The organism is Pseudarthrobacter sp. Hb11 (assembly GCF_059383655.1).
In genome coordinates this window covers 476519-503484 of the sequence record NZ_JBWZCM010000002.1, presented here as the reverse complement: position 1 = coordinate 503484, position 26966 = coordinate 476519, and the positions used below count along the sequence as shown (strand labels likewise).

The following is a 26966-nucleotide window of genomic DNA, read 5'->3' as shown; positions in this document are numbered from 1 at the left end:
AGAAAGGTAGCTAGCGTGCAGGTATGGCACTCCGATCGGACTGGTCCCGGCGCAACTGCAGCATGGCCCGCGGCCTGGATATCCTTGGCGATCCCTGGTCCATCCTGGTGCTCCGGGAAGTGTTCTTCGGGAACGGCCGCTTCGACGCCATGAAGGCCCGGCTGGAAGTGGCCGACTCCGTGCTCACCAGGCGTCTGGCAGGCCTGGTGGGGTCCGGGCTGCTGACCAAACGGGCCTACGACGACGGCGGCCGCGCCCGGAGCGAGTACGTCCTCACACCCAAGGGTGAAGACGCTCTCCCGGTGCTGAATGCGGTCACCATCTGGGCGGAGAAACACCTGCCGGCTCCCTCGGAGCAGGCGCACATGTACGTTATCCACTCCGGCTGCGGGCAGCGAACCAGCTCCGCGGATACCTGTACCGGGTGCGGTGAACGGCTGACCGCCGCCAACACGAGCTGGCACAGCCAAACAAGGACCAAGGCTCCCGTGGCCCTTGCCACCGCCACGCCTGCCACGGGAGCAGCAGCATGAGCGCGGATCAGACCATCGAAGGAACCTCCCCGGCAGCTGGCGGCCCCTACCAAAGCCAGGCTGCCGCCGTCGTGCCCGCCCCCGCACCCCGGCGGCCCAGGCGCCTGCACCCCGCCTGGGTTGTTGCGGCTGTTGCCTTCCTTGCGTTGGTGGGCGCCGCCGGTTTCCGTGCGGCGCCGGGGGTTCTGATGGTGCCGCTGCAGCAGGAGTTCGGCTGGTCCACCACCGTTTTGTCCGGGGCCGTCAGCATCAACCTGGTTCTCTTCGGGCTGACGGCACCGTTCGCGGCTGCGCTGATGGAGCGGTTCGGCATCCGGAAGGTCACGGCAACGGCGCTGGTGCTGATCGGTCTGGGCAGCGCCCTCACCGTACTGGTGAACCAGTCCTGGCAGATCCTGCTGACCTGGGGCCTGTTGATCGGGATCGGCACCGGATCCATGGCACTGGTTTTCGCCGCCACCATTGCCAACACCTGGTTCGTGAAGAGCCGGGGCCTGGTGATCGGCATCCTGACGGCTGGCAGCGCGGCCGGGCAGCTGGTCTTCCTGCCGTTCATCGCCATGCTGGCACAGGATCCGGGGTGGCGGCAGGCGTCCCTGCTGATTGCTGCGGGGGCCCTGGCCGTTGTTCCGCTGGTGCTGAAGTTCCTCAAGAACTCTCCAGCCGAGGCCGGCGTGCTGCCTTACGGGGCGGAGCCGCCCGCCGCCGGAGCCACCGTCCAGGCGGCCGCGCCGGACAGCGGACCCCGCACCAACGCCGCGGTGCGCGCACTGCAGGTCCTGAAGAGGGCAAGCCGTATCCGTACCTTCTGGGCGTTGGCAGCAGGGTTCGCGATCTGCGGAGCCACCACCAACGGCCTGATCGGCACCCACTTCATACCCTCCGCGCACGACCACGGCATGCCCGAAACCACCGCCGCCGGCCTGCTCGCCGTCGTCGGCATCTTCGACATCGTGGGCACCATTGCCTCCGGCTGGCTGACCGACCGGTTCAACCCCCGGATCCTGCTCGCCGTCTATTATCAGTTCCGCGGGATCGGCCTGCTGGTGCTTCCCCTGCTCCTGAGCGCCGAAGTCCAGCCCAGCATGATCGTTTTTGTGGTGATTTACGGCCTCGACTGGGTGGCCACGGTACCCCCGACGGCGGCCATCTGCCGGGAAACCTTCGGCGCAGACGGCAGCGTGGTGTTCGGCTGGGTGTTTGCGGCCCACCAGCTCGGAGCGGCCGCGGCAGCACTGGGCGCCGGTGCCATCAGGGACGCCACCGGCCAGTACACCTATGCCTGGTTCGGCGCGGCAGCCATGTGCACCATCGCGGCGGTCATCAGCGCCACCATCCGCAAGCATTCGGCCTCCCGGGAAGCGGAGCCGGTGCCAGCTTCGTAGCGCGTTCCGCCAGTAGGCTGGGCGGATGGAATCTCCATTACCCGCAAGTGCGCGCAAAGCCGCCCTGGTCACGGGCGTCGGCAGGCTTGCCAGCATAGGCGCCGGTATCGCCCGCCAGTTGGCAGCGGAAGGCTGGGACCTGGTCCTGGCTTACTGGCAGGACTACGATGCCCGGATGCCGTGGGGGAGCGAGCCGGACGACGTCGTCCGTTTGACCGCCGAGCTGGAAGCCATCGGCGCGCGCGTGCACTCCCTGCCCGCGAATTTGGAGGACCCTGAAACGCCGGAGCGGCTGCTGGCTGAAGCGGTGCGGCTGGCCGGTCCGCTGCAGGGCATGGTGCTCAGCCACGCCGAATCGGTGGACTCCGGAATCCTGGACACCAGCCTGGAGTCCTTCGAGCGCCACTTCGCCGTAAACACGCGGGCCAGCTGGCAACTGATTGCCGGGTTCGCGCGGCAGGCGTCGGACGACGGCGGCGCGATCGTTGCGCTGACCAGTGACCACACAGCGTTCAACCTGCCCTATGGCGCCTCAAAGGGGGCGCTGGACAGGATCGTGATTGCCGCCGCCCGCGAGCTGGGGCCGCTGGGGATCTCGGCGAACGTCCTCAACCCGGGGCCGGTGGACACGGGCTGGATGGATGACGGGATCAGGGAAGCTGTCCTGGCCCGCCAGCCCACCGGCCGCATGGGCACCCCTGCCGACGTCGCCGGTACGGTGGCATTCCTGCTCTCACCCGCCGGCCGCTGGGTCTCCGGCCAGCTCATCAAGTCCGACGGCGGCTTCTCCGCCTGAGCTGGTTGTCGCCCTGGCGACCCTCCGGCCCATCCATCCAACTGGCTCGCAGTTAACGTAGTGAAAACGTGGTTTCGCGACGTTGTCTGCGAGCTACTTGGGGGAGGGGACGGGGGTTTGTCCGGCGGCGGCTGGATGTCCGCCGGTGAAGTAGCCGCGGGTTGCGGGAAGGAACCGGCAGACGACTGCGAGCACCACGCCCAGGGCCAGCAGCACCACGCCGCTGATGAATGCCCCGCCAACGCCGAAGATCTGGGTATCGCCGTACGCCGGGTCCCACATCTGCACGGCCGAGATGAAGAAGGCAGCGGTCAGCAGCAGCGCGCCTACCAGCGGCAGGATGCCCCGGAACCACAGATGCCGTGCGGACCCGCCCAGCGTCTTCCGGAAGAACCAGAAGCAGGCGTACCCCGTGAGCGCGTAATAGAACGCGATGAACAGGCTGATGGCGCTGATCGAGTCCGAGAGCAGGTTTTCGCTCAGGAAGCTCATGGCCACGTAATAGGCAACGGCCGCGGCCCCCATGACCTGGGTGGAGAATCCGGGCGTCTGGTTCTTCGTGTGCACCTCGCCGAACTTCGCGGGCAGCGCGCCATACACCCCCATGGACAGGGTTCCGCGGGCCGTGGGCAGGATTGTGGTCTGGGTGGAGGACAGCACTGAAGCCAGGACCGCGACGACGATCAGCCAGCCCCACGGTCCCAGCACCACGTCCTTCATGGCCAGGAATACATCGTCCTGGTTGGCCTCATTGCCCAGGCCTATCCCGTCAGTGCCGACGGTGGCGTACATCATCACCAGAAGTGCAACGGATACATAGATGGCCACCAGGACGAACGCGGAGATCACGGCCCCCCGGCCCGGGGTGGTGGAAGGGTTCTCGGTTTCCTCGTTGACCGCCAGGCAGGTGTCCCAGCCCCAGTAGATGAAGAGTGCCAGCAGCACTCCGTGCACCACGGCGCCGGGGTCCGCGAAGGCACCAACCGGGTTGAACCACTCAAAATTGAAGGACTGGATTGTTATGTCGCCGCTGGCTGAACCGCGGACAATCCCCACCACAATGGCAAGTGCAAAAATACCGAGCGAAATGTACTGCACATAGGTCAGGACCCGCTGGACGTGCTCGCCCAGCCGGATTCCCCGGTAATTCACCAGTGTCATCACGGCGATGAACAGCACACCCGTGGCGGTGACCAGCACCTTGTTCTCAGCCAACGAGCCGTCACCCACCAGGAGCCAGAGATACTGGCCCGCCACCTGCGCGAGATTGGCCAGCACCACGATGCCGGCAAGCGCAACACCCCAGCCGCCCAGCCACCCCGCCCATGGCCCAAAGGCCCGCCGGGACCAGGTGAACGTAGTGCCGCAGTCCGGGATGGCACTGTTGAGCTCGCGGAAGGCGTAGGCGATGAACAGGACCGGGATGAAGCCCAGCAACAGGATCAGGGGAGTGTAGTCCCCGTTCACCGCAACAATGAGGCCCAGGGTCGCCGCGAGCGAATACACCGGCGCCGTTGATGCCAGACCCAGCATGACCGAGTCGCCGAGGTCCAGGACGCCGGCGCGGAGGCCCTTGGGCGGAACGGAGGTGCCGGGCGCGCCGCCCGGTCCTCCCGCCGTCGTGGTTTCCGTGCTCATAGTGTTACCGGGCTCATAGTGCGATACCTGCTTTGCTTGAATGGGCCGCGGCCGAGAGCGGGGCAGCAGCGTCGATAATGTTGGGCACGAACCTGCAGAAGTAATCGGTGATGGGGCCGTCCGATTCGCGGAGTCCGCAGCCTACGGATTCGCCGTCCACCACCCACAGGCCAAGGACCGGGTGGTTGCCATCGAAATCGGGCAGCGGTTGGTACTGCTGGTAGCACCAGCCTTCGCGTCCGTACCCTCCGGGCTGTTCGAGGTTGATGCCCTTGGCATGGATCCTGATGTTGTCGCCCTCGCGGCCGTGCAGGGGCTTGGCCACCCATTCCTTCAGCGGGCCCCGCTCGTTGAGGTAGGCCGGCAGCAGGTTAGGGTGCTCCGGGTACAGGTGCCACAGTGCCGCGAGGAGTGCCTTATTGGAGAGCAGCATCTTCCAGGCCGGTTCCACCCAGCGGGGGTTGTGGGCGCGCTCCAGCAGCCGGTGCCCAAACGGCTCCTTCATCATCAGCTCCCACGGATACAGCTTGAACATGGTGCTGATCATGAAGTTATCCATGTCCACAAAGCGGTTCAAATTAGGGTCCCAGCCGATATCGGACATATTGATGCCGATGGTGGTCCACCCGGCCTGGCTGGCTACATCCCGCATGTAGGCGGCAGTCATCCAGTCCTCGCCGGACTCCTCAACTTCCGAGTGGGCAACGTGCAGGGTGCTCATTCCCGTGCGGTACTGCACCTTCTTCCACTGCCGGATCAGCGCTTCGTGGATGCCGTTCCACTGGTCCTTCTCCGGGAAAACGTCCTGTAGCCAGAACCATTGGGCCACGGCTGCCTCAATCAGGCCGGTGGGAGTGTCCGCGTTGTACTCGAGCATCTTGGCCGGCCCGCCCTGACCGTCATAGATGAAGTCAAACCGGCCGTAGACGTCCACGTCGGAGGCCTGGAGCGACTCGGCGGCCAGTTCCAGCGCCTGCGGGCCGATGCCGATGTGTCCCATGGCCCCGGTGGCCAGGAACCGGGCGGCCTCCAGGCACATCTTGTGCATGTCCTCCGCCGTTACCTCAAGGGTCTCAACCTCGTCCACGGTGAATTCGTAGTACGCGGCCTCGTTCCAGTACTCGATCTTCCGCCCGTCATCCATCGTGGTGGTGGAGAACACCAGGCCCTGTTCTTCAATCTTCTGCTTCCACCCAGGCCTGGGCTCGCTCACCTTCCGCTTCACGCCTATCCTCCCGAAACTTTGCCGCCGCCGCCGGAACCGCTTTTCGCGCTGGTGCCGAAGCCGCCGCGGCTGACAGTGCCGCCCTGTCTGCTGTATCCCGTTGAAGCTTTGGCTCCGCTGGGCACGGTCCTGCTGTAGTTGGGTGCGGTGGAGCGGTTCTGTCCGATGGCGGGGACGAACGAGCCGCGGGAGAAAAAGTACCAGGCGTAGATGCCGCCGCCCCTGCCTGCGGAGCTGTCACAGCTGGCGTCCTCCACGCGCTCGCCGGTTTCGTCATTGAAACATACCTGCGCATACTCGGGGTCGTCCTGGTTGCTGGCCACGATTGCCGTGATGGTGCCGGCGAGAAGTGCTGTTACGCCCAAACCCACGACGACGGTCCGCCGCTGGGAGCGCTTCTTATGGGCAGCGGCCTCATTGAGCTGCCGTTCGCGGTCGCGGGCGAATGGGTCCACCGGGGTGACAGGTTCGTTGAGGAGGTCCGGGCGCAGCTCCGGCTTGGGAACCTGCCACGGGGGAGGTTTGGGCGCGTCCCGGCCGGGTGTATCGTCCGGTGCAGCATCGGACCCGCGCGGCGCGCGGGCCTGCTGGCCATCGCCCTTGGCTGGATCGTGCTCCGGATCCTTATTCGGGTCCATGGCGTCCCCCTCAGTTGTCCACGTGAATTGGGCACAGCGCTGCACCCCCAATTGCAATCCTCGAATCAGCGTAGTCCCTGCAGCCCGTAGCTGGCCTAAGTCGCTCGCGTTTAACGTCGCGAAAGTGCGCGTTGACAACGGAAATGCCAGTCAGTTAAGTGAATGCAGCGCACTTTTGCGCCCCTACACTGGTGCCATGGAAACCGCCTCTGTGCTCGCCGTCTGCCGTGTCCACCAGCTCGTGCCGGATGCCTCCAGCGTGGGGGTAACCGCCATCGACAAGCGTGCGGTGGAGGGACCGGTAAAGGTGCACAAGCTGGGCCTTCAGGGCGATATCCAGGCGAACCGGGTGCACCACGGCGGGCCGGACCAGGCCCTCTACGCCTACTCGCAGGTGGACGCCGACTTTTGGGCTGGCGAGCTGGAGCGCGAGCTTCCGCCGGGAATCTTCGGGGAGAACCTTCGCGTAGGCGGGATCGACGCCACCAAAGCCGTCATTGGGGAGCGCTGGAAGATCGGGCTCGACGTGGAGGTTGAGGTGACGTCGCCGCGCACCCCATGTGCCACCTTCCAGCGAAGGATGGGGGAGCCCCGGTTCGTTAAGAGGTTCACCGCCGAGGGCCGGGTAGGCACGTATCTTCGGGTGATCCGTGTTGGCGTCATCCGGGCGGGGGACCATATTCACCGGCTATACGTTCCCACCCACGGGGTCACTGTGGGTAAGTGGTTCAGCGAACCGGACCGGGAGTCCATGGAAGCATTGCTCGACGCCGAGGCCGACGGCGGGATCCGCCTGCAGCAGCCCGAGTTCAGGCAGAAGTTCGCACTCCTAGAGCGGCAGCTGGGCCGGTAACTGCTCTCGTGGGCGCTGGCAGGGGAGCCGTGTGCGCAAGCTCACCGCCGCCGTCGTGCCCTCAATTACCCCTGGGGCAGGTGCGTGCCCTACACTTGAAATATCCCCCACTCCGGAAATCCCTTATTCCTGCCCAATTTTTGAGGCAGGACTGGCAAGTGTTGGGGCCCGCAAATGCGAAGCGGGCATTTTCATAGGGAGAGCCGGCTAAAGAAAACGCTGTACAGACTGCTGGGATAGCAGCCAAGAGATGCAGCGGGAAGTCCTGCCACGGGATTGCGAAAGCGCCGGACTTCTATGTGACCGGCCGGTCAATGTATGCCCGGCATCCACGGCACACGTACTGCGGCTCCGCTCACCTCGGGTAGTGCCGCCTGGCCCCCTATGGATGAGGAATATTCTCCTATGCCCGAAAATCAAAACGACGCTACCTTCGAAGCGGCAACCCCCGAAACCGCCGCCGTCGAATTCACCGAGGCCGCTGTCCCCGCAGCAGAGCCCGCCCCCGCAGACGAAGCTGCTGCAGCAGCGGCCCCCGCACCCGCAGTGAAGGCCGAGGAAGCTCCGGCGGCCAGTCCTGAGGAAGACGAAGAGGGCATCAAGTTCGCCGACCTCGGCATCGACGGCCGCGTCCTCGCCGCCCTGCAGGACGTCGGCTACGAAAAGCCTTCCCCCATCCAGGCAGCAACCATCCCGCTGCTGCTTGAAGGCCGCGACGTTGTGGGCCTCGCCCAGACCGGCACCGGTAAGACTGCAGCATTCGCAGTACCGGCACTGTCCCGCCTGGCCGAGCTCCACGACCTCAACGGCCCGTCCCGCAAGACGCAGGCCCTGGTGCTGGCTCCCACCCGCGAGCTCGCGCTCCAGGTTGCCGAGGCCTTCACCTCCTACGCCAAGCACATCGACGACTTCACCGTCCTCCCCGTGTACGGCGGCTCCGCCTACGGCCCGCAGCTCGCCGGCCTTCGCCGCGGCGCCCAGGTTGTTGTGGGTACCCCCGGCCGCGTGATCGACCACATTTCCAAGGGTTCCTTGGACCTGTCCGAACTCCAGTACCTGGTGCTGGACGAGGCCGACGAAATGCTGCGCATGGGCTTCGCCGAAGACGTGGAGCAGATCTTCCAGCAGACGCCTTCGGACCGCCAGGTGGCACTGTTCTCGGCCACCATGCCGAGCCAGATCCGCCGCATGTCCAAGCAGTACCTGAACAACCCGGCCGAGATCTCCGTCAAGTCCAAGACCACCACCGGCGCCAACACCCGCCAGCGGTACCTGCAGGTCATGGGCCCGCACAAGCTCGACGCCCTGACCCGCATCCTTGAGGTGGAAGAGTTCGACGGCGTCATCGCCTTCGTGCGCACCAAGATGGCCACCGAGGACCTGGCTGACAAGCTGAAGGCGCGGGGCTTCCAGGCCGCCGCCATCAACGGCGACATCCCGCAGCAGCAGCGCGAACGCACTGTTGACGCGCTGAAGGAAGGCCGCATCGACATCCTGGTGGCCACCGACGTCGCGGCCCGCGGCCTTGACGTTGAGCGGATCAGCCACGTGGTCAACTACGACATCCCGCACGACACCGAGTCCTACGTCCACCGCATCGGCCGCACCGGCCGTGCAGGCCGTTCCGGCGACGCCATCCTGTTCATGACGCCGCGGGAGAAGTACCTGCTGCGTTCCATCGAGAAGGCAACCCGCCAGCCGGTGGAGCAGATGCACCTGCCGACTGCCGAGACCGTGAACACCCTGCGCCTGGGCAAGTTCGCCGAGAAGATCACGGAGACCCTCGCCTCCGAGGACGTTTCGGCGTTCCGCGACCTCATCGCTTCCTACGAGGAAGAGCACAACGTTCCGGCCGCGGAAATCGCTGCTGCGCTTGCCGTCATGGCCCAGGGCGGCCAGCCGCTGCTGGTCAAGGAACTGCCGGCAGCCCCCGAGTTCCAGAAGCGCGAGCGGTCCAAAGACGGCTTCGGCTCACGTGGACCGACCCGCACCCTCACCGAGGGCAATGCCACCTACCGGATCGCCGTGGGACGCCGCCAGCGCGTTATGCCCGGCTCCATCGTGGGCGCCATTGCCAACGAGGGCGGTATCTCCTCGGCGCAGATCGGCGGCATCGACATCCGCTCGGACCACTCCCTCGTGGAGCTTCCGGCGGACCTGAGCCCCGAGCAGCTGCGTGCGCTGTCCCGCACCCGGATCGGCGGCGAGCTGATCCACCTGGAGCTGGACAACGGCCGCAAGCCCTCCGGCGAGCGTGGCGCCTACCAGGGGAACCGCGGCGGCGACCGTGGCGGTGACCGCGGTGGCAACTTCAAGGGCAACGGCGGCTTCAAGAAGGAATTCCGTAAGAACGACGGCGAGCGTTCCTCCGCGGACCGTGGCGGCCGTTCGTACAGCGAGCGTTCCTTCAGCGCTGACAGCGGTTCCAGCCGCGGCCAGGCCAGCGACTCCCGCTTCGGCGGCCACGGCGACGGTTCCCGCAAGCCCCGCCACGGCAACGAGGGCGGCCAGCGCGACTTCAACCGCAAGGGCAAGTGGTAACCCTTCCGCTGGTTTGAGTTCTCACGACTGAGGATTCCGGACTGAGGAATTAACGACGGCGATGGGCCGGCTTTCGAGCCGGCCCATCGCCATTTAACCCGTAAGAGTTTTTGTCCAGATATGCCGACTTCCAGGCCCTTCAGCCCTGCATATCTGGACAAAAACTCTGAGCCGACGTGGGGGTGGACACATTTGGGCTTCGGAAGGCCCCCGAAAGCCCGGCCGCGGTGCTTCTCCGGCGCAGCCGCGCAGGCCTTGGTCCCAGTACTGGCGCGGAATTTGAGGGACTTGCCAGAGCCAAATGCAACTGTTGCACCGCTCTGGAACCGCTCTTGCCCCCGATTTGTTGGTGCGGAAATCTTCCGGTAGAGTATTTACTCGTTGCCCCCCTAGCTCAGTGGTAGAGCGCGTTCTTGGTAAGAACGAGGTCACCGGATCGATTCCGGTGGGGGGCTCTGAATGAGGGCCTGTGTCAAGGCGGTTTTGACCGGCTTGACACAGGTTTTCCTCATTCGTGGCGGTGTAGCTCAGTTGGTTAGAGCGCACGACTCATAATCGTGAGGTCGGGAGATCGAGCCTCCCCACCGCTACATAGATAAACCCCTGGAATCCCTTAGATTCCGGGGGTTTTTCGTTGCTCAGAAGAAAATGCTTGACAGATGAAGATTCTCCTGCGTTCTCTCCGAATCGTAGCCATTCTCTGAGTGGTGGCTACGAAATGGCTATTACGAATCACAAGTCAGGCCGCGCTCCTCTGCTGTCGTGCTCCTGCCAGCCCTGACGCCCATCCTGAGGCCTTAATCCACATAGGGCGGGCTGGAAGCCGGTCCGAGCTTTTGCGGCCGATACACTAGCCTCCAGGGCCTCAGGCCCGCCATATCCGGTTCTAGGGGGACTCTTGACAGACGCTACTGACCAGCTCAAAGCACTTCTGGTGAACTCGAAGACGCTGCCCGTCTTGTTCATTGGGTCGGGCTTCTCGCGCCGCTACATTGACTCCCCTGACTGGGAGGGTCTTTTGCGCGAACTCGCTGGCCTTACTGGCAGGTCCCTCAGCTACTACGAGGGAAAGGTAGGGGGCCTTTCTGAAGAGATGAAGTTGCCTGCCATAGCCTCCCGCATTGCGGCTGACTTCTACGACACCTGGTTCTTTTCCGATGACTACTCTGAATCCAGAGGCAAGTACGAGGAGTCCGTCACCCAGGAAGGTGACCCGCTGAAGGTGGAGGCGGCGAACTACATCAACGCGCTGAAGCTGACCCAGCGAGAGGGGCTTATCCCCGAATTGGAGAAGCTGGCTAGCGTCAGGGCTCACGCCGTCATAACTACAAACTACGATTCGGTGATCGAAGATGCCTTGCCTGACATGGAGGTTTACGTCGGGCAACAAACCGTCCTGTTCTCAGCGACTCAGGCGGTGGGGGAAATCTACAAAATCCACGGATCGGCTTCCGACCCAGCATCCATGGTGCTGACGGCGGAGGACTATGAGGCTTTCTGGGATCGCAACCCTTACCTAATTGCCAAGATGCTGACGCTTTTTGTTGAGCATCCGGTGATCTTCATTGGGTACAGTCTTCGGGATCCTCATATCCAGCGACTCCTCGGCAACTTGGTGGATTGCCTAACCGAAGAGCAACTCCAGACCCTAAACAATCGACTTATTTTTGTGGGGCGGCCCGGTCCCACGAGGGTAGAAGGGCTGGCCCGATCCACAATCACTGTCGCCGAGCACACGTTCGGCGTTCAAGAAATTGGCTTGGCGGACTTCGGCGAACTCTACGACATGTTGTCTTCGCTTCCGCAGCATTTCCCCGTTAAGTTGTTGCGGCAACTCAGCGAGAGTGTCTATCAGTTGGCCTACTCCAGCGAGCCAACAGGCCGGGTGTACGTCCTTCCGTTCGATGAGGACACCGAAGCGGATTCCGTGGAAGTCGTGGTCGGCGTGGGGACGATGGAGCGGCTCGGCATGAAGGGCTACTCAGCCTTTTCCCGCGCGGATTTCTTCCTCGACATGTTGGCGGGAGCGCACGACCACAATGTGCCGAACATGTTCGAACGCCTCATTCCATCCATCTTTAGGGGAGCGAAGTACTCACCCATCTGGTATCCCCTTTGGTTGGCCGAGAAGGCGAACTATCAGGTTGACAGGGACAAGCTGCCTTTGAGGGCGCGGCAACTGCTGGACGGGACTACACCCCTCACGCCCTATCCTGGCCGGCGTCCGGCTCAGTGGCAGGACATGTCCTTCCAAAAACTCAGCGCAAATTATCCTGATCTGCGTGTGAACCTCGGAGTGGGGTGCACCTACGACGCAGCTGACGTTGTCGCTCTTCGAGATTTCCTGGTTCAACGGTTGGCTGGGAGGACTACGGTTCCAACAGATGTAGCCAAGCTTTGTTCCAAGTTCGACCACCTGGTTTATGGAGGAGGCTTTGAGGGTGACAGCGAGAAGCTCTGGGAAGCACTAGGGTTCCGCATGTAGAGGCGTCTAACCATTGTGGAAAGCCCCCGGATCAGTGATCCGGGGGCTTCGTCTTTACTTCGCGAGGTAGCGGTACAGCGTCGCTACGGATACGCCCACGGTATCCGCAACTTCTTTGGGCGAGAGGTTGCCCGCAGCGTGCAACTCCTTTGCCCTGGCGATCTTGGGACTGTCCAAAAGGGCTGGCCTGCCGCCGTTGCGGCCGCGTGCGCGTGCCGCCTCCAGTCCCACGTTGGTCCGCTCCCTGAGCAAGTCCCGCTCATACTCAGCCAGCGTTCCAAAGATGCCCAGCATGAGCTTTGCCTGGGCTTTGTTGCCGTCCGTGCTGAGCATGGGGTTATCCAGCACCCGCACGCTTACACCCCGCTCTGCCAAGTCCTGGAACAGATGCACGAGATTCCCCAGGGACCGCCCCAAGCGGTCCAGCTTGGCGACTACCAACGTGTCTCCGTCCCGCAGCGCCGCAAGGCACTTATCAAAACCGGGACGGCTAGCCTTGGCCCCGCTCACGCCGTGATCCTGGAACAAGTGCCGCGCGTCATCCTTAACGCCTGCCGCAATCAGGGCGTCCCGCTGGCCGTCTGTCTTTTGCTCTGCCGTGCTGACCCTCATATAGCCAATCAGTGCCATGGCCTGCTCCGTTCTCACTTACTCATTAAACAAAGGTGTTATGGGAATTAGATTATGCGAGTGGGTTTTGATAATCAGACACCCTTGCAAACATAGGGCGCAGCCGCGCACGGCAGGCAGTCGTTTTCACACTCACTAAACGATCGTTTTTGAGAAGCAGAAGTGGCCTAGCTGGAGCCGCCTGCGCCGACCGTGCTGCCGGTGATGTTGCCGGAGAAGACCACGTCGTGTGAGCGAGGCGACCTAATATGTGACTCATAGTCCGTGGACTCATAGTCCACGCTCTAGAAGCCTTGCATCCGTGATTGAAGCTGACGATGAACTTACCGCCTTTGGGAACACTGTTCGTTCCCTCCGCGCCTCCCACGGAATCTCCCAGGAGCACCTCGCCGAACTTGCTGGATTGGACCGCACATACCTAAGCGACGTCGAAAGAGGTCAACGGAATCTGGGGCTGCGGAACGTACACGCAATCGCCAGGGCGCTGTCGGTGGAACCAGCCGACATGTTTCCTAAAGGTCCGGATGACAGGAAGCAAGCGGGTTACTTGATAGATCCGGAGTTCAAGATCGACTGCGGCTTCACCGTGACGGCGTTGTCTGTGCGGAACAGCGTCCTACGTGCCAACTTGGTCATGAACGCCTTGCCGACTTCCCTTTTCCGAACTGTTGACTTCAAAGCACAAAGCGGCATGGTCGGAGCCGTTTTCGCCTCTGAACTGGCTTCGGAGGTAGGCGCCATTCCAAACCCAATTGAGAAGGGGCACCCGGACATTGTTCCCGTCGGGGCGGTAGATGCAACTGAGGCTCAGTTGCGGAACTATCCACAAGGATTGGAGGTGAAGTCCACAGTCGGATCGATCACCAAGGGGTCCAAGAGGGCCCCTGGGGTCGCCCGCATCGACGTACTAACTAACATCACCTGGCAGGCTCACCACCGTGACGTTCGGCAACTCATGGCCATTGTGTGGGACTACGTCGGAGGCACCGTTGAACGGGCCGCTGCGCCGACAATCACTGGAGTGTTCTTTACGGACGCCTTGACCGAGTCCGACTGGGGGGCCATCAGCGGCACGACGGGTCGCAACACGAAGGTTACCGGCATGACGGCGTCTGGACGGGATAAGATGGCTGCCGGTGCGATCGCGCTCATCTCCGATGACAAGTACCTGAGCGCTTTCCGCAGGAAAGTTGGCAAGTTGTCGTTCCATTTCAAAGGGTGAACAGTGTTCTATTACTACGGGCGGAAAAAGCAGCTCGCTCGAAGGTACCCTGAGCCAGAGCATGACCGAATTATCGAACCATTCGCTGGTGCTGCTGCCTATTCTCTGTATGGCAATCGGTGGCAAAAGCAGGTCACTCTGATAGAGAAAGACCCCCAGGTCGTTGACATCTGGAAGTGGTTGTTGGAGAACGCGACGCCTCAGTCGATCATGGAGATGCCTCTACTCAGCATTGGCGAAAAGTCTTCAGAGTTCCTTCACATTATCCACGCAGCCACTAAGCAAGCCTTTAGGTATAAGACCATCAAGGTGACTCCTGTATTGGCTAGGAATTGGGAAATAAGCCGGCGAGTCTTCGCTGAAAATTTGCCAAAAATCCGACACTGGGAGATTATCCACGGTGATTACACGGACGCTCCGGACGTGGAAGCTACTTGGTTCATTGACCCTCCTTACCAGGGGGCGCCCGGTTTGGGTTACCGCTACAGCAGCGAGTTTATCGATTACTCGTCACTGGCTACATGGGTTGAAAGCCGCCAAGGTCAGATCATCGCATGCGAGAGCGGAGAGGCAAATTACTTACCGTTCCGCCCCCTTATCGACCACATGGGAGTCGCAGGAAAGTCCAACAAGGAAGCTGTATATATCCGATCCTCTTTCCCCCCTGACGTAAATCATCCCGATAGGTGGCTGTCGGACGCGCTTTTTTAGGTGCGCCGACTCTCTCCTAAGTGGGTTGCTGCGGGCCGCTGTTGACGCCAGCGGCTCGATCCGGCAGGCAGGGGGGGCAGGGTCCCCTTCCACGTTCCGTGGTGGCCCCGCTGGTCTTAGCCGCGCTGGTGACGTACAGGATAGAAAGCCTTCGATTCCCGGCCTCGGGGATGCGGGTGTTTAGGGCCACGAGCGGGTGTCGGCGGGTGGAGACGCTGTCTGCACCCTCTAGGCCCGCACCGAGAGCTAGCAGGGGATGAAAAAGGGCCGGGGCCGTGAAGCCCCGGCCTTGTCCTTCTTTAGAGAATGGGCGAGTGCTCTGCTGCCGTCGCCTGGCCGTGGTTCATGATCCACTCCACGCGCTTGTGGATTGCCTGCCCCCGCCACTTCCCACCAATTTCAGGCACGGGTTCCCCGTCAATCTCGATCCATGAGGGCTTGTGCCGCTTGCCATTTTCGTGTCCCCACGAGAGGGGGGACGCGGGGTTGCCGGTGCCCTGCTGGTTGAATGCGTCGGAGTGCTTGGCATCTGCCAGTAGCTGACTGCGCCCAGCGTCGTGGGTATCGCACAATGCCACGTGCTCAGCCAACAGTGCCGCAATCTTGGAGGCGAGGGCTTCGGCCTCGGGCTGCAGCTTGTCCATGTGAAGGGCGTACTCGCCAGCCTCGACACGGGCCATGATCAGCGCAGTCTTCTCAGTTGCCACCGCGCCGCCAGCAACGGCGGCTGCGCGACTTTTGGCCTGCAATTGCAACTTGAAGAACCTAAGTTCCGAGTCCGCCTTGGTCAAGTCTTCAAGTCCGGCTGTCGGATCATCCGTAGCAATGCACTGCTCAATGCGCTTGAGTTCGGCCTCTGCCTTGCTCACGTTCTCCTGGGCGGTGGTGGCCTCAGCCAACAGCGCCGCATGTTTTGCCTCTGCCTGAGTGATGGCGGACTGTGCCGCCTTGATGGCGGTCGTGTTCTTGGTACTGCTCATGGGTGTTTCTCCTTGGAAACTGGTAAGGGTGTCTGAGGGTGGTATGACCCTCAGTGGGATGCCGGGAGGAGGAGACGCTGTCCCCACCCTCAGAGCCGGGACCGGGAGTCGGTCAGCGGCATGCCAGCGGTAAGCGTCGCCCGTGGCTTCGCCACTGGCTTACCTCCTGCTTTGGGAAATCAGCAATAAGAGGCAGGCACGCCGCGCAGGGGATGTATATCCTGCTGAATCCCTGCGAGTGCCCGTAGGCCGCCTGTGGTGCACACCGGGTGCACAGCCCTAAGCGGCGATAGTGGGCATTGGTCTTGTCAAACTCTCGGGCTTGGCTGAGAGTTTCGGGGTTGTCGTGCATCGAGCCTTTCTGGTCGTGGTTCCTGCGCCATGATCTGGCACGGGTAAGCCGTGACGCGCGGCGAACTCGTGGACTACTGGTGAAGTTGCGGCAGTGCGATTGATCCATCCCCATTGAGGAGGCTTCCGCTTCCGCTGTTGGTTTGTGCTGGCCGTGACTGGCTCAAGGTGGTGAGGGTTCACGCAATTGCGCTGCTTGCAAGTGCGGTGGTCCAGTTGGTGCTTTGGCTTGTGCCCGCCAATTAGTAAGCCCCATGCAACTCGGTGGGTTAGCCACTCGGCAGTGTTCGCACCTTCAGGGACAAAGATCCCGTAACCGTCGCCATTGGTAGGCACTTGCCACAGCCAACAGCCGTTGGCGGTAGCAACGACGCCGTCCCCTAAGCGCCGGATGTTCAGTTCAAGGGCCTGCGGTGTGATTCGCAGGTGTGCGGATTCGTGTTTTCGGCAGTAGAACACGCCGTTCATGCGTCGTCCGCCGTCCTCCTGGTGGACTCTGCATCCCGGCCAATGGCACCGCAAGTGCCCGTAGGCGCGATCCCATCGCTTGAAGTGCGTCCAGCACTTGTTACGACCGTGGGCCTCCTTGGCACAGCCCTTTATCTCGCACTTGTGTTGGGTCTTCTTTCTACCCACGGCGGCCACTACCGCGTGTCCCGGAAAAAAGGGTGTATGGCGGCTGCCGGAAGACGAAACTGCCCAATGTTGGCGCGAACTTCTGCCCCTGCTGGGCCTTGTTCATGGCCGGTGCATTATTAGGCAACTGCTCTTCCTTTGTCAGTCGCGTAGCCCCAGCGGAGGGGCTGCTCATTCCGTCACTTCTTGCTGGCGCATCCAGTTCTCCACGTCGGACAACCGGTAAACGATCCTGGAGCCGACGCGCATACGCTTCGGCCCGTCGGTCAAGTGAGAAGCTAGGAACTTCTCACTGACGCTTATGTACTGCGCCGTTGCGCGGCGGTCCATGTAGATGGACCCGGTAAGCTCTCTGGCCTTTTCGAGGGTGGCCGTGATGGTGGTTGATACAAACGAAACTCCATGAGGATGGGTGCCGATGCCAAAAGGGCAGACGGCAGTGGGGGACAGGGCGCACCAAAAGGGGCGCACGATGATGTGTTGTGGTGGATCGCGCTGGGATGCTCTGAGCCACAAGGCTGGAGCATGCCGCAGAGCGGAATCCAAGCAGACATTTCACTGCTGAATCAGTGAAGTGCGGCCCCATTCCCAAGGGGTGATCGCATGTCTTCGGGAGTACCAATCTGGAGGGCTCCCGGCCCTCCGTGATGGCGTGAAAAAAGACTATCAGCGGCCGTAGGGACCCTTTGCCCAACACCCGAAGTAACACATGAACAACACCCGAGAAGCGGAATCGAAGCTTATGGGCGCTCCGCGCCATCTCAGGGAAGGGGAAAGATTGTAACGATAGAGTAACGACCGTAAGAGCGCCGTTATTCTGCCGCTAATTGGACGGCAAGCCCTGTTCGCGAACCTACGACTTGATGGCTACAGTGTCCGGATGGCTATCAACAAACTTGAAAACGGGAAGTGGCGGCACGATTACCGCGTAGCAGGTAAGCGCACCTACAAGCAGTTCAGGACCAAGGCAGAGGCATTGGCTCATGAGTTGCAGATCAACACCGCTAAGGCGGGGGGCACCCTGATTGACACCCGCAAGGGGGGCAAGATCAGATTTCATGATCTGTACCTTGAATGGCTCGACCGGATAGAGCGCGTGGGCGCACGGGGCCAGCGGCCTACGTCACCCGTAACCGTGGCCGGGTACCGGCGCATCTACGAAAAGCACATGAAGCCCCACCTTGAGCACCGCACCTTGGCAAGTGTCACTCTGCCTGTGATCAATGAGTGGCTGGCAACCTTTACCACCGATGACGCCCGACGCCGGGCGTACCGACAACTGGGCCGGATGTTGCAATACGCCGTGGACAGTGGCCATCTTGCCGCCAATCCCGCGCGTAACGCCACGATCAATCACGTGCCGACTCCTGAGCCCGTGAGGGAGCCTGCCGCGCTCACCGCTGCACAACTCATGGCGCTGGCAGAGCAGGCCGCAGAGGGCGGACGCTATGCCGGGCAGTCTCACGACACTTACAAGCTCTTGATCCTCTTCGCCGGCACCACGGGGCTGAGATGGTCGGAAGTCTCGGGCCTGAGGGCGGGTGCCCTCACCATTGGTGACAACCCCCAGGTTGTCGTTCGGTCTACCCTCGTGCCCGTGGATGGGCGTCTGGAGTTTCGGGAGACGACTAAGGGCCGCAAGCCCCGCACGGTTCCCATTCCTCGCTCTGTTGCGACTGAGCTTGAGGCGCACGTGAAGCACGTGGCCTCCGGTGGGCTGGTATTTACTTCACCAACTGGCACTCAACTGCGGTCTTCCAACTTCGCGCGCCGGGTCTTCCACCCAGCCGTGGAGCGGTGCCGGAAAGTGGACTCGACGTTTCCTGAAATGGTCTTCCATGACCTCCGCCGTACCGCAGTCACGCTTGCCATCAGCGCCGGGGCTAACGTGAAAGTGGTTCAGCAAATTGCCGGGCATAGCTCTGCCGTGACGACTCTTGACGTGTATGCACAACTCTTCGCCCATGATGCACAGTCCTCTGCGCGGGCTGTGGATGCACTCCTGAACGGCGACGTTGCGTAGCCACGTGGTTGGCCACGAGAAACAAGATGGCTACAAAATGGCTACAAGTGGAAAGATAACACCAGCGACTTAGGGGCGGAACCGCACGTCTCATAATCGTGAGGTCGGGAGATCGAGCCTCCCCACCGCTACAGGAAAAGCCCCTGGGATCAACAGATCCGGGGGCTTTTTTAGTCCCGCGTAACGGACAGGTCGGGTTATCGGTCCGGCCAGAGCCGCGGCGCCCGTTTCGCCGCCACGTCCTCGACCCAGCCCACGGTCACGAACACGAGGGCAAGGAGCAGCCAGGCGCCGGCGAATATTGACCATTCACTGTCCAGCAGCCACGGGATGGTTTCGCCCATCAGGTCGATTTCCCAGAGCTTGTTGACGAGGGTGTAGCATTGCGACAGCAGCAGGGTGTGCCACAGGTAGATGGTGACTGCCCTGTTGTTCATGAGTGTCAGTGGCCTGTCGAGGAAACTGACTGGCCGAGGCAGTGACGTCCAGGATGGCGAGATCCACAGGAGCATCGCGCAGAACCCAAAGGCGTACAGCCCATTCCCTCCAAAAACGTGGTTCATGTCCCACCCCACGTCCGCAAGCTGGGGTGCTGCCCACAGCAGGCCCAGCACCATGATCACCGGACCTGCCGAAAACACGGTCCAGGCCGGGATCCTGCGCAGCATTCCCGAGTAGTGGGCGAACCCGAGGATCCAGCAGGAGCCGTAGGTTGCGAAGTCGCTGACGCCGTTTTCAGCCCACGTGGGCAGTGTGATCCAGCCGGCGACGATGGGCACCAAGAGTCCGAGCGGCGCCATCAGCGTAATCCAGGGCACCCGGCGGAAAGCCGCCAGCAGAAGGGGTGACAGCAGCATGAACCAGAAGTAGGCGCGGATGTACCAGAGGATCACCCCGGCTTCGTGCGCCCAGATGTTGCCAAACACGCCGTCCTCGGATCCGATGGTATCCGGGTAGGGCGCGTCTCCCAGGGGGATGAACCAGAACACGATGTCCGCCCAGGAACGTCCCTCCTGCTGCTCCGGGCTCCAGCCCTGCAGGAGCATGAGGGGCACAACCGTGGCGCTGTAAACCCACAGCGGGAGCAGGAGACGCCGGGCTCGGCTTTTCAGGACGCCCAGGGCAGGCCGTTCGAGGGAACGAGCCATGAGGGAACCCGCGAGGGCGAACATCACGCCCATGGACGGGAAGACCAGGGTCAGCCAGGCTGCACCGGAAAAAGTGTGATACGCGACGATGCGCGTGAGGGCGACCGCCCGGAGCAGGTCCAGGTACCGGTCCCGCCCCGTGCGGTCGCGGACAAGACGGTCGGCGGTGGTATCCGGCTCGGTAAGGCGTCCAAGCGCGACGGCCGGAAGCGGGGGATTGGTGCTCGCCGTCCGTTTTTCCATGTCCCGGTCCCCTCGCTGGTCCCTCTCAGACCTCAACGGCAGGCGCAGGTGGCGCTACCATCGAGCTGAAACTGACGCTATCAGCCCATACTTCCAAGGGCACCCGTCTCCTGTACTCGAATTTTGGCCAAGGGCTACGTGGCCATTTCCCAGCAGGGTCACCTGGAAGAAAGGCCGGCTCCATGACAGGGACGGTGCAGGCACAGTAGCTTTTGCAGCAACAGCGGAGTGGGGGACTGAATGGACTTCTTGAATGAGGTGATGGAGCCGTTCAGGTGGCTGGTGTCCGTCATCATGGTGGCCTTTCACGATGGACTGGCGGCCCTCGGTATGCCGGCTGCGGAAGGCTGGACCTGGACGCTGGCCATCATCGGGCTGGTGCTCGTCATACGGGCAGCATTGATCCCGGTGTTCCTCGCCCAGGTTCGTGCACAGCGCCGGATGCGGCAGCTGCAGCCGGACCTCAAGGCGCTTCAGGATAAGTACCGGGGCAAAACCGACCAGCTGTCACGGCAGGCCATGGCCCAGGAACAGATGGCCGTGTACAAAAAGCACGGCACCAACCCGTTCTCCGCCTGCCTGCCCCTGCTGGTCCAGGCGCCCTTCTTCCTTGCCCTCTTCCAGTTGTTGGCCGGTATCGCGGACGCCAGCGCACGGGGTGAAGGGATTGGAGCTATGAGCCACGCCAATGCGGTCCAGTTCGCCTCATCCGCCATCTTTGATGCGCCGCTGTCCGCCTCCCTGGTGCACGGCGGAGGTGACCCAACCACAGTCGCCGTTCTCGCCGTCGTGATGATCCTGGCGATGACCGGCTGCCAGTTCCTCACCCAGCGGCTCGTGCTGGCCCGTACCGTGGCCGCCCAGGACCCGGAGAGCCCGTTCCTACGCCAGCAGAAGATCCTGCTGTATGTCCTGCCGGTGGTGTTCGGCGCAGGCGGCATCATCTTCCCCATCGGCGTCCTCATCTACTGGACCGTCTCCAACCTCTGGACGCTGGTCCAGCAGTTCCTGGTCACCCGCAATGCCTGAATCGGCTGGTTTACAAACACAAGGGCCGGGACCAGAATTAGCGCACCAACGAAAGCCCCCGCCCCCCCGAGGACCCGCAATGACCATCCTCAAAACGATCCCCGAGTCCGAAGTGGACGGCCTGCAGGCTGACATCTACGACGACGACGTCCGCTCGCTCGGCTACGTGCCAAGCCATACCAAGGCCATCAGCCTGAATCCCGAGGCGTACGTGGCCTGGGAATCACTGACGCAGGCGATCAGCTCATCCTTGGGCCTGCGCCGCTACGAGCTGGTGACCCTGGCCGCGGCCCAGGCCATCGGGTCCACGCACTGCAGGTTGGCCCATGGCAAGAAGACGTTGACCATCATGACCGAAGCGGAACTTTTGCCCGTTACCCGCGATTTCCACGATGCCGGATTGTCCTCCGGAGAGGTGGCCATGATGGACTATGCCGTGGAACTCAGCACGGACGCCGCGGCCATGACCGACAGCGACGCGCAGGCCCTGCGGGACGAAGGCTTCACCGACCGGGAACTCGCCGACATCACCCTGGCCGCGGCTGCCCGGAACTTCTTCAGCCGCGCGCTCCTCGCTCTGAACGTTGACCTGGACGTCCCCGCAGGCCTCAGCCCGGAACTGCAGTCAGCCCTGCTGGGAGCCATGCCGTGGCGCAGCTGACCTACACAGCCATCACCTCCCTGGATGGCTATGTCGCGGACCGTAACGGCAACTTCGACTGGAGCGCACCGCACGAGGAAGTCCACGCCTTCGTCAACGACCTCGAACGGGATCTGGGGACCTTCCTGCTCGGCCGCCGGATGTACGACGTTATGTCTGTCTGGGAAACCATGGGTGCACCCGGGGACCCGCCGGTCATCCAGGACTACGCCGCCATTTGGAAGCGGGCAGACAAGGTTGTCTACTCCTCCTCGCTCGAAGCCCCTTTGACGCAACGGACCAGGATCGAGCGCACCTTCGATCCGGCCACCGTCCGTGCCATGAAGGATGCCAGGGACGGCAAGATGGGCATCGGCGGCGCCAACCTGGCAGGGCTGGCAATGGCTGCCGGGCTGGTGGACGAGTGCGGGTTCCTGATCAATCCCGTCGTCGTCGGGGGAGGCCTTCGCGCCCTGCCGGACGGACTGGAAGCCAGGCTGGAGCTCCTCGACGAGCACCGGTTCGGCAACGGCGTGGTGTACCTTCGCTACCGTTGCCTGCCCTGAGGGGCAGAATGGGTCCATGACCCGCATCGCCATCATCGGCGGCCACGGCAAAGTGGCCCTCCGCCTGTCCACCATCCTCGCCGGGGAGGGCCACAGCGTCACCTCGTTCATCCGCAACCCGGACCATGTCCCCGACGTCGCGCAAACGGGCGCCACACCGTCGGTCCTTGACGTGGAAAACACGACGACGGCGGCAATCGCCGAGGCGCTAAAGGGCCACGACGCCGTGGTCTGGTCCGCGGGCGCCGGCGGCGGGAACCCGGCCCGCACGTACGCCGTGGACCGGGACGCGGCCATCCGGTCGATGGACGCCGCAGCGCAGGCGGGAGTGAACCGCTACGTGATGGTGTCCTACCTGGGAGCCCGCAAGGACCACGGCGTGCCGGAGAACAACGGCTTCTTCGCCTACGCCGAAGCCAAAGCCGCCGCTGATGATTATCTTCGGGGCACCAACCTCGCGTGGACCATCCTGGGGCCCGGCACCCTGACGGACAAACCCGGCACCGGCTCGATCAAGGTGGACCCGGAACCCGGCGAGGGGGACCGGGGAACGTCGCGCAGCAACACGGCCATCGTGGCGGCCGCGGTGCTGGACCTGCCGGAAACGGCTGGCCGGATGATTGAATTCTGCGACGGTTCGCTGCCGGTTGCCGCCGCGCTGGAGTCACTTAGCTGACTGCGCCGGCAAGCTCCAGGTCCAAGGAGTTCTTCTCCACATAGTCCAGGGCGGCACGCACGGCACCGACGGTGACGATCGAGTCGCCCAGTGGCGATACCGCCACCCGCGGCGGCGTGGCGGTGAACTCCTTCAGCTTCCCGGCGATCGGTTCCAGCAGCACACCGGCCGAGTTGGCCACGGCGCCGCCAATAACCACGAGCTCAGGGTTGAGCATCGTGGCCACCGCGCCAATGACCCTGGCCATCCTGTCGGCCAGGCGGTCGAGGATCTTCAGGGCCACGCCGTCCCCGCCAGCGGCGGCCGCAAAGACGTGCTCGGCTTCCGCGCCGCCATGCTGCAGGTGGGCGCGAAGGGACGTCCTGGCCTTGCCGGCGATGGCTTCTGCGGCCCAGGCCCTGGCGAGGCTCGCAATGCCGAACGTGTCGCCCACGCCCTGGACCTGCTCGAGGAATGCGAGCTCGCCGGCGCCGCCGCGGCTGCCGTGGAGCAGCCGCCCGCCGTCGAGCATCCCTGCACCCAGGCGTTCACTGGCAAGAATCACGACGACGTCCTCGACTCCCGCCGCAGCGCCCCGCCAGCGGTCCCCAAGGGCTGCAAGGTTGGCGTCGTTTTCGAGCAGCACTGTCCAGCCGTGCCGCTCCCGCAGCGCCGACTTCAGGCCGACGTCGAACAGTCCCCAGAAGTGCTGGGCCACCAGCACGTCCCCGTTCCGGTCCACGGGGGCGGCGATGCCGGCGGCTGCGGCCAGGACAGAATCGGCCGAGGCGCCCGCGCTGTCCAGGGCCATCAGGGCCGCGTGGTCGATGACGGAGACGCGTTCCTCCGCCGAAATCTCCGCTTCCGGGAACGGCAGGCTTGACCTGCCAACAAAATTTCCGCGGAGATCTGACACCACCACCGTTGCCTTTGACACCCCGACGTCCATGCCCAGTACGTAGCCGGCCCGCTCGTTCAGCTCGAAACGCCTGGCGGGGCGCCCCTTCTGGTACCCGCCAAAAGCCCGCTGGTTTTCCAGCTCCCGGATCCAGCCCCGTTCTTTGAGGTCTTCACACACCGCAATGCCTGTGGCACGCGTCAGCCCCGTTGCTTCCATGACCTCCGTCACGGTCACGTCGCCGGAGGAGCGCATGAACTCCAGCACAGAGCCGGCACTGACCCTGCGCAGCAGTTGGGGGGTTGCCGGGGCCGTATCAGCCATGCTGTTGACCTTTCCGTACGTCGCGCCAGATAATGATCGGGCAACTAAATTTAGAATCAATATAAATATAGTCGACAAGAAGCAAAGGATCACCCCTTGTCCACCACCGCCACACTGGCAACCCTTTCCGATTCCGACCGCCTGGCCGATCCCAACTGGTGGCGCCAGGCCTCTGTGTACCAGATCTACCCGCGGAGCTTCGCGGACTCCAACGGCGACGGCATCGGTGACCTCAAGGGCATCACTGCCAAGGTCCCGTACCTGAAGTCGCTGGGGATCGACGCTGTCTGGTTGAGCCCGTTCTACCCCTCGGCGCTGGCAGACGGCGGCTACGACGTGGACGACTACCGCGACGTGGACCCCAAGCTGGGAACGCTGGCGGACTTCGACGAGATGGCCAACGCGCTGCATAAGGCGGGCATCAAGCTCATCGCGGACATCGTGCCCAACCACTCCTCGGACCGGCACGAGTGGTTCAAGGAAGCGCTCGCTTCACCCAAGGGATCACCGGCCCGGGACCGCTACATCTTCCGTGACGGCAAGGGCCCCAACGGCGAGTTCCCGCCGTCGGACTGGGACTCCGTTTTCGGCGGCCCTGCCTGGGAGCGCATCACCGAACCGGACGGCACCCCGGGACAGTGGTACATGCACATCTTCGCCAAGGAACAGCCGGACCTGAACTGGTCCAACCGGGAGATCCGCGAGGACTTCCTCAAGACCCTGCGGTTCTGGTCTGACCGGGGCGTCGACGGGTTCCGGGTGGACGTCGCCCACGCCCTTACCAAGGACCTCACTGAACCCCTGCTCTCGAAGCTGGAATTGAGCGCGGCCAACACCGGTGTGGACGGATTCGACGACGGCACCCACCCTTTCTGGGACCGCGACGAGGTCCACGAGATCTACGCCGAATGGCGCGAGGTGTTCAACGAGTACAACCCGCCGCGCACCGCCGTCGCCGAAGCCTGGGTCCACGCCACGCGGCGTGCCCGCTACGCCAGCCCGCAGGGCCTCGGCCAGGCCTTCAACTTCGACCTGCTGCAGGCCGACTTCGACGGTGCTGAGTACCGCGAAATCATCACCCGGAACCTCGCCGAGGCTGCGGCCACCGGTGCCTCCTCCACGTGGGTCTTTTCCAACCACGACGTGGTCCGCCACGCTACCCGTTACGGCCTGCCCCAGGTGTCCAGGGGCAAGGAGCGCACCAAGGGCCAGGACGGCAAGGACTGGCTCCTTGCCGGCGGACCCGCCGAGGAGCTGGATGTGGAGCTCGGTGAACGCCGTGCCCGCGCCGCCACACTGCTGATGCTCGCCGTCCCGGGCTCCGCGTACTTGTACCAGGGCGAGGAACTTGGCCTCCAGGAAGTGGCCGACATCCCCGAGTCGGAGCGGCAGGACCCGTCCTTCTTCCGTAACAAGGGCGTGGAAATCGGCCGCGACGGCTGCCGCGTGCCGCTGCCCTGGAAGGTGGAAGGAACCTCCTTCGGCTTCGGTGACGGCGGCGCGCACCTGCCCCAGCCGGACTGGTTCAGCAAGTACGCGGTGGAGGCACAGGACGGTACCCAAGGCTCCACCCTGGAGCTGTACCGCGCCGCCCTGAAGCTCCGCCGCGAACTGCAGACCGACGAGGAATTGGAATGGGTGGAGACCGGCACCCCGGACGTCCTGCACTTCCGCCGGCCCAACGGCTGGCAGTCAGTGACCAACTTCGGGGACACCGCCGTCGACCTTCCGGCAGGCGCGGTCCTGGCCAGCAGCGCCCCCCTCGAGGACGGCAAGCTGCCCGCCGCCACCACCGCATGGCTGCGCTGATGTCAGCACAATGCCTCCCGGGGTGCGCAGCCTGATGCAGGAGCTGAGCTGATGCAGGAACTGGTTTATGGCTGCATGGGCCTGGGCGGCAGCTGGTCCGACGAGCCGCACGCAGGTGAGCATGTGGACGAGGCCGCTGCCGCCGTCGAGGCCGCGCTGGACGCGGGGATCACCCTCTTTGACCACGCGGACATTTACCGCAGCGGCAAATCCGAGGCCGTCTTCGGCGAGGTGCTGGCTGCCACGCCAGGGCTTCGGGACCGCATCCGGCTGCAGACCAAGTGTGGCATCAGGCTGAACGAACGCGGCCTGCAGACGCACTACGACCTCAGCCGTGAGGCAATCCTGGAGCGCGTCAACGAAAGCCTGAAGCGGCTGCGGACGGACTACGTGGACATCCTCCTGCTGCACCGCCCGGACCCCTTGGCGGACCCCGCAGAGGTTGCCGCCGCCGTCGGGCAGCTGATGGCCGAAGGAAAGGTCCGGCAGCTGGGTGTGTCCAACATGTCCGGGGCGCAGATTGAAGCGCTGCAGGACCGGCTGGAAACCCCGGTGGTGGCGAACCAGCTGGAAGTGAGCCTGCTCAAGCGGGCCTGGCTGGAAAGCCAGGTGCTGGTAAACCATGCCGAGCACCTGGACTACAGCTTCCCGCACGGCACGCTGGAGTACTGCGTCCGCAACTCGATCACCCTGCAGGCCTACGGCTCGCTGGCCCGCGGCCTGTATACGGGCGCGGAACAGGACAGCCCGACGTCGGCCGAAGCCGCAACCGCAGAGCTGGTTGCGGAGCTGGCGGGGGAGTACGGCAGCTCCGGCGAAGCTGTCCTGCTCGGTTGGCTGATGAAGCACCCGGCGGGTATCGCCCCGGTAATCGGAACGGTCAACCCCGGCAGGATCCGTGCCTGCGCTGACGCTGCCCGCGTGGCCGAGGCCATGAGCCGGGCAGAGTGGTACAGGCTCTGGGTGACGGCCCGGGGCAGCAACATCCCCTGACCTTCCCAACCGGG

22 protein-coding genes and 2 tRNA genes are annotated in these 26966 nt (G+C 63.5%); 17 read left to right on the top strand and 7 right to left on the bottom strand.

Annotation, left to right across the window (positions count from 1 at the left end; all coding sequences use genetic code 11):
• Positions 1–23: 23 nt before the first annotated feature.
• From AC50X7_RS06115 to AC50X7_RS06105, 3 genes are read left to right on the top strand one after another with little or no spacing between them, the layout of a single operon-like run.
• Positions 24–533, top strand: a complete 510-nt coding sequence (locus AC50X7_RS06115; protein WP_494978161.1) for a winged helix-turn-helix transcriptional regulator — start codon at positions 24–26, stop codon at positions 531–533.
• Positions 530–1918: an MFS transporter gene (locus AC50X7_RS06110; protein ID WP_494978160.1), complete on the top strand. Its 1389-nt coding sequence runs from the start codon at positions 530–532 to the stop codon at positions 1916–1918. The genes AC50X7_RS06115 and AC50X7_RS06110 overlap by 4 nt, the downstream gene beginning before the upstream one ends.
• Positions 1919–1943: 25 nt before the next feature.
• Positions 1944–2714 (top strand): SDR family oxidoreductase, encoded by a 771-nt coding sequence (locus AC50X7_RS06105; protein ID WP_494978159.1) that lies wholly within the window; start codon positions 1944–1946, stop codon positions 2712–2714.
• A 93-nt stretch (positions 2715–2807) separates the two neighbouring features.
• On the opposite strand, the gene AC50X7_RS06100 is transcribed toward AC50X7_RS06105, so the two are convergent.
• The 3 genes from AC50X7_RS06100 to AC50X7_RS06090 are packed head-to-tail and all read right to left on the bottom strand — an operon-like array spanning position 2808 to position 6215.
• A complete protein-coding gene (locus tag AC50X7_RS06100) occupies positions 2808–4352 on the bottom strand; it encodes an APC family permease (RefSeq protein WP_494978158.1) in 1545 nt (514 codons plus the stop codon).
• Between the two features lie 13 nt (positions 4353–4365).
• A complete protein-coding gene (locus AC50X7_RS06095) occupies positions 4366–5577 on the bottom strand; it encodes a glutathionylspermidine synthase family protein (protein ID WP_494978157.1) in 1212 nt (403 codons plus the stop codon).
• A gap of 2 nt (positions 5578–5579) precedes the next feature.
• Positions 5580–6215, bottom strand: a complete 636-nt coding sequence (locus AC50X7_RS06090) for a Tat pathway signal protein (protein WP_494978156.1) — start codon at positions 6213–6215, stop codon at positions 5580–5582.
• A 196-nt stretch (positions 6216–6411) separates the two neighbouring features.
• Here AC50X7_RS06090 and AC50X7_RS06085 point away from each other — a divergent pair, with 196 nt between their 5' ends.
• From AC50X7_RS06085 to AC50X7_RS06065, 5 genes are all read left to right on the top strand, one after another.
• Positions 6412–7068 carry an MOSC domain-containing protein gene (locus AC50X7_RS06085; protein ID WP_494978155.1) on the top strand — a complete coding sequence of 219 codons (657 nt, stop codon included), beginning with the start codon at positions 6412–6414 and terminating at the stop codon, positions 7066–7068.
• A gap of 405 nt (positions 7069–7473) precedes the next feature.
• A complete protein-coding gene (locus AC50X7_RS06080; protein WP_494978154.1) occupies positions 7474–9609 on the top strand; it encodes a DEAD/DEAH box helicase in 2136 nt (711 codons plus the stop codon).
• 383 nt (positions 9610–9992) lie between these two features.
• A tRNA-Thr gene (locus tag AC50X7_RS06075) sits at positions 9993–10064 on the top strand.
• Positions 10065–10125: 61 nt separating this feature from the next.
• Positions 10126–10199, top strand: a tRNA-Met gene (locus AC50X7_RS06070).
• Between the two features lie 308 nt (positions 10200–10507).
• A complete protein-coding gene (locus AC50X7_RS06065) occupies positions 10508–12094 on the top strand; it encodes an SIR2 family protein (protein ID WP_494978153.1) in 1587 nt (528 codons plus the stop codon).
• A 54-nt stretch (positions 12095–12148) separates the two neighbouring features.
• Here AC50X7_RS06065 and AC50X7_RS06060 read toward each other — a convergent pair whose 3' ends face one another.
• Entirely contained in the window at positions 12149–12724 is a 576-nt protein-coding gene (locus AC50X7_RS06060; protein ID WP_494978152.1) for a recombinase family protein, read from the bottom strand.
• Between the two features lie 301 nt (positions 12725–13025).
• Here AC50X7_RS06060 and AC50X7_RS06055 point away from each other — a divergent pair, with 301 nt between their 5' ends.
• Together AC50X7_RS06055 and AC50X7_RS06050 are read left to right on the top strand one after the other, a co-directional pair.
• Positions 13026–13946 (top strand): helix-turn-helix domain-containing protein, encoded by a 921-nt coding sequence (locus tag AC50X7_RS06055; protein WP_494978151.1) that lies wholly within the window; start codon positions 13026–13028, stop codon positions 13944–13946.
• 3 nt (positions 13947–13949) lie between these two features.
• The gene (locus AC50X7_RS06050; RefSeq protein ID WP_494978150.1) at positions 13950–14657 is read left to right on the top strand and encodes a DNA adenine methylase; all 708 of its coding nucleotides are present in this window, start codon (positions 13950–13952) and stop codon (positions 14655–14657) included.
• A 299-nt stretch (positions 14658–14956) separates the two neighbouring features.
• On the opposite strand, the gene AC50X7_RS06045 is transcribed toward AC50X7_RS06050, so the two are convergent.
• Entirely contained in the window at positions 14957–15637 is a 681-nt protein-coding gene (locus AC50X7_RS06045) for a hypothetical protein (protein ID WP_494978149.1), read from the bottom strand.
• Positions 15638–17504: 1867 nt separating this feature from the next.
• Here AC50X7_RS06045 and AC50X7_RS06040 point away from each other — a divergent pair.
• Positions 17505–18647: a tyrosine-type recombinase/integrase gene (locus tag AC50X7_RS06040; protein ID WP_494978148.1), complete on the top strand. Its 1143-nt coding sequence runs from the start codon at positions 17505–17507 to the stop codon at positions 18645–18647.
• 197 nt (positions 18648–18844) lie between these two features.
• On the opposite strand, the gene AC50X7_RS06035 is transcribed toward AC50X7_RS06040, so the two are convergent.
• On the bottom strand, positions 18845–20038 hold the full coding sequence (locus tag AC50X7_RS06035) for an acyltransferase family protein (RefSeq protein WP_494978147.1): 1194 nt from the start codon (positions 20036–20038) through the stop codon (positions 18845–18847).
• 240 nt (positions 20039–20278) lie between these two features.
• Here AC50X7_RS06035 and yidC point away from each other — a divergent pair, with 240 nt between their 5' ends.
• The 4 genes from yidC to AC50X7_RS06015 all read left to right on the top strand — a co-directional run bounded on the left by yidC (position 20279) and on the right by AC50X7_RS06015 (position 22949).
• Positions 20279–21067 carry a membrane protein insertase YidC gene (gene yidC / locus AC50X7_RS06030; protein WP_494978146.1) on the top strand — a complete coding sequence of 263 codons (789 nt, stop codon included), beginning with the start codon at positions 20279–20281 and terminating at the stop codon, positions 21065–21067.
• 79 nt (positions 21068–21146) lie between these two features.
• Positions 21147–21728 carry a carboxymuconolactone decarboxylase family protein gene (locus tag AC50X7_RS06025; RefSeq protein WP_494978145.1) on the top strand — a complete coding sequence of 194 codons (582 nt, stop codon included), beginning with the start codon at positions 21147–21149 and terminating at the stop codon, positions 21726–21728.
• Positions 21716–22273, top strand: coding sequence for a dihydrofolate reductase family protein (locus tag AC50X7_RS06020; protein WP_494978144.1), 558 nt, complete (start codon positions 21716–21718; stop codon positions 22271–22273). The genes AC50X7_RS06025 and AC50X7_RS06020 overlap by 13 nt, the downstream gene beginning before the upstream one ends.
• A 16-nt stretch (positions 22274–22289) precedes the next feature.
• Entirely contained in the window at positions 22290–22949 is a 660-nt protein-coding gene (locus AC50X7_RS06015) for an SDR family oxidoreductase (RefSeq protein ID WP_494978143.1), read from the top strand.
• Here AC50X7_RS06015 and AC50X7_RS06010 read toward each other — a convergent pair.
• Entirely contained in the window at positions 22942–24150 is a 1209-nt protein-coding gene (locus tag AC50X7_RS06010) for an ROK family protein (protein ID WP_494978142.1), read from the bottom strand. The genes AC50X7_RS06015 and AC50X7_RS06010 overlap by 8 nt on opposite strands.
• Positions 24151–24246: 96 nt before the next feature.
• Here AC50X7_RS06010 and AC50X7_RS06005 point away from each other — a divergent pair, with 96 nt between their 5' ends.
• Together AC50X7_RS06005 and AC50X7_RS06000 are read left to right on the top strand one after the other, a co-directional pair.
• Positions 24247–25959, top strand: a complete 1713-nt coding sequence (locus AC50X7_RS06005) for a glycoside hydrolase family 13 protein (RefSeq protein ID WP_494978141.1) — start codon at positions 24247–24249, stop codon at positions 25957–25959.
• 51 nt (positions 25960–26010) lie between these two features.
• Positions 26011–26952 (top strand): aldo/keto reductase, encoded by a 942-nt coding sequence (locus tag AC50X7_RS06000; protein WP_494978140.1) that lies wholly within the window; start codon positions 26011–26013, stop codon positions 26950–26952.
• Positions 26953–26966: the final 14 nt, after the last annotated feature.